The sequence below is a fragment of the Aquabacterium sp. genome (assembly GCF_041915145.1).
Taxonomy (GTDB): Bacteria; Pseudomonadota; Gammaproteobacteria; order Burkholderiales; family Burkholderiaceae_C; genus Aquabacterium.
In genome coordinates this window covers 1-2,624 of the sequence record NZ_JAYSBZ010000158.1, presented here as the reverse complement: position 1 = coordinate 2,624, position 2,624 = coordinate 1, and the positions used below count along the sequence as shown (strand labels likewise).

The window sequence follows — 2,624 nt, the reverse complement described above, 5'->3', positions numbered from 1 at the left end:
GCGCCAAGGCAGGTAGTGCGCGTTGCACGCCACCCGCCAGATTCAGTCGTCGTTTGAGATCGACGCGCTTGACCAGCACGGCGATGGGAATCTCCTGGCCACGCTTGATCTGCTTGGCCCCGGTACGACCACGCTCGGCACGCTTGAAGCGGCCCAGCTGCCCGGCGTTCTCTTTGATGTTCTCGGCCATCAGCAGCACGCGACCGTTCTTCTCGATAAAGAAGGCATTGCCCGAGCGCATCAGGCCGTCAATGACCGCCTTGAAGCGCTTGGGGCCGATGCGCCCGGGCAGCAGCGGTATCAGCAAATTGCCGCTCACCGTGCCGCCTTTTTCATGCAGACCGAGCCAAGGAATCTTGCTGCCCACCAGCAGGGCGGGCAGCAGTTCGGGCTTCTTGTCGAACACCTTCACGCCCATTGAGGAGATGAAGCTGTTGCGCTTGACGGTGAAGGCACTGCGCATCTCGGCTCGCGCCGCATCACGCACTTCACGCCCGCCCGATTGCATGCCCTTGGCGACAGCGGTGTGGATGGCACGACGCCGCTCGGTACTCCAGGCCGCCAACTGGCGCGGGTCCAGCAGGCCGGTGGTGGTCAGTGACAGGCGCACGTTTTAGTCCTTCAGAAGATCGCGTTGCAGTTGTTCAATGCCACGCTTCTCGCCCTGGGCTGCCACGGCATGAATGCCGAGCAGCTGGGCAAGCTGCTGGCGTTCGATCTGTCCATCGGCATCCAGAAAGGCTTGCGCCTGCGTGAGCGTGTAGGCCATCACGTCGCCAATGCGGTGCCCGGCGCGGATCAGACGGGCGACGGCAGCGTCCCACCCGAGTTCGTCAGCAAGCGCAGCGTCGGCGCGAGTCGCTGGGCTGCGCCCTGAACCGCCGGAACGACGTGCGCCACGAAAAAATCCGCGTTGACCTCGAACACGGCGGCGGCCAGTTGCACGGCGTCCTCCAGCGAGAGGTCGTTGATCCACGCGCGTTCGCGCCGAGTGGTGATGGCCAGCAAATCGAGCACGGCATCTCCATGCCGTCCCAGCAGCGCCATCCAGTCCGGATTACTGCTGATCTCCTCGGCCAGCGGGCGCACCACAGCCAGCAGCCGTGGCAACTCGCCCAGCCGGATCGGTGTCAGTTCCAGCGCGGTACCGGACAGCGTCACGACGACCGGCTCTGGGGGGAAGGTTTTAAAGCCGTCCATCACAGCAGCACCAGACGGCCGAATTGACCGAGATCACCACCGACCGGCTTGGTCAGATCGGCCAGCACTTGGCCCGACAACTCGAACTTCAACAGTTCGTCGGTGATGATCGAGAGTTCCTTGGCCGGGTTGATGGCCACGCGATAGAGGTCGATCACCACCTCGCGGTTGCCGTCAGCGGTGTTGAGCCCCTCGAAGCGAATCCAGCGCTCGGGCAAGGGCTGGGTGAACATCGCCGTGCTCTGCGCCGCGCCATAGGCGTAATCGACGGTGAACGGCTCGGTATACGGGCCGCCCGACGTGGCATCCAGCACCACGAGCGAACCGTGCTTGGCATTGACGCTGTATTGGCTGGCCGGGAGCGTCTGGGGCGTGGCATCCGAATCCTGGATCTGCACCACCGACACGTTTTGCATGGCCAGCGGGTACAGACTGCCCGGCGTGACCGGGTTGGGCAGCAGTTCACCGGTCACGGTGCCGGGAGTGATCGTGGTCGTGGTGCCGTAGAGCGCGAGCGCCAGATTGGTGGCGATCAGTTCCTCCAACGTGCAGGCGAACTCGCCTTTCTTGGTCTTGATCAGTTGCAGGTCGGTCAGACGCTGACCCGACTGCGCTTCCTGGTGCTCGATGGTGTCTACCGACAGCGACACCTTCAGCTCGGGCACGTTGCCAACGAAGGTCAGTCCGGCCGGGTTGCCGAGTTCATCACGTGCGCCGATGTAGACGCGGCCTTGTCCAGAAAAATAAGCCATGTTCAGTCTCCTTGGGTGGCTGCAGTTGTGGAAACACCGGACGTGGCATCACGGCGGGTGGGTTTGGAATCAGTGGCGGGGGTGGCCGCTTTGGCCGTGCCTTGTGCGATCAGCCAACGGGCGCTGGCGTCATTCAGATCAAGGCGATCACCTACGAAGAGGCGCTTGCCTGCGTGGGTATGGGGTTTCAGTAGCTCGATGGAGAGGGTTTGCATAAGGTGTTCATCCTGTTTGGGTGAGGTCGATAGCGTGGGTGCGGTAACGGATCTCGTAACGGGCGGGCAGCGCGACGGCCCCGGCGTCGGCGTCGTCGAACTCCCATTCGCAGTCGATCTCGCGCACGGCGATGGCCAGACCGCCCAGATTCGGTTCGGCGAGCATTGCCGCGTGGGCCGCGACCAGCGCCTGGTCGGCGACGTCGAAGGCATCCGCACCGCGTGCCACCACGGCAAGCCGGACGATCAGCAGCCGGTCGACTAGGTGGTTGGCGTGGGCGGTGATGCTGTCGCCATCGACGAACAGCAGCAGCGCTGGACTGGCCTCGCGGGTGACCGGTACGGCAGGCATGCGTAGCACCGGTGTCGGGGCAATCGCAGATGCCAGGCGCGTGACGATCTCCCGCAAGACGCGCTCGCGGACGGAGTTCATGGGGAGTTCCTCAGAGTTGGGAGA

General features: G+C 64.0%; 6 protein-coding genes. All 6 read right to left on the bottom strand.

Going from position 1 to position 2,624, the window contains the following annotated elements; all coding sequences use genetic code 11:
* The coding region (locus ACE3SS_RS15455; protein ID WP_374595471.1) for a DUF6441 family protein at window positions 1-610 on the bottom strand (610 nt) is incomplete at its 3' end.
* A 3-nt stretch (window positions 611-613) separates the two neighbouring features.
* The gene (locus tag ACE3SS_RS15450) at window positions 614-769 is read right to left on the bottom strand and encodes a hypothetical protein (RefSeq protein WP_009521710.1); all 156 of its coding nucleotides are present in this window, start codon (window positions 767-769) and stop codon (window positions 614-616) included.
* Between the two features lie 29 nt (window positions 770-798).
* On the bottom strand, window positions 799-1,200 hold the full coding sequence (locus ACE3SS_RS15445; protein WP_374595469.1) for a hypothetical protein: 402 nt from the start codon (window positions 1,198-1,200) through the stop codon (window positions 799-801).
* Window positions 1,200-1,952 carry a hypothetical protein gene (locus tag ACE3SS_RS15440; protein ID WP_374595467.1) on the bottom strand — a complete coding sequence of 251 codons (753 nt, stop codon included), beginning with the start codon at window positions 1,950-1,952 and terminating at the stop codon, window positions 1,200-1,202. The genes ACE3SS_RS15445 and ACE3SS_RS15440 overlap by 1 nt, the downstream gene beginning before the upstream one ends.
* 2 nt (window positions 1,953-1,954) lie before the next feature.
* Complete coding sequence (locus tag ACE3SS_RS15435; protein WP_150428003.1) at window positions 1,955-2,167, bottom strand: hypothetical protein; 213 nt, start codon at window positions 2,165-2,167, stop codon at window positions 1,955-1,957.
* Between the two features lie 7 nt (window positions 2,168-2,174).
* Window positions 2,175-2,600, bottom strand: a complete 426-nt coding sequence (locus tag ACE3SS_RS15430) for a hypothetical protein (RefSeq protein ID WP_313519251.1) — start codon at window positions 2,598-2,600, stop codon at window positions 2,175-2,177.
* Between the last annotated feature and the right edge of the window lie 24 nt (window positions 2,601-2,624).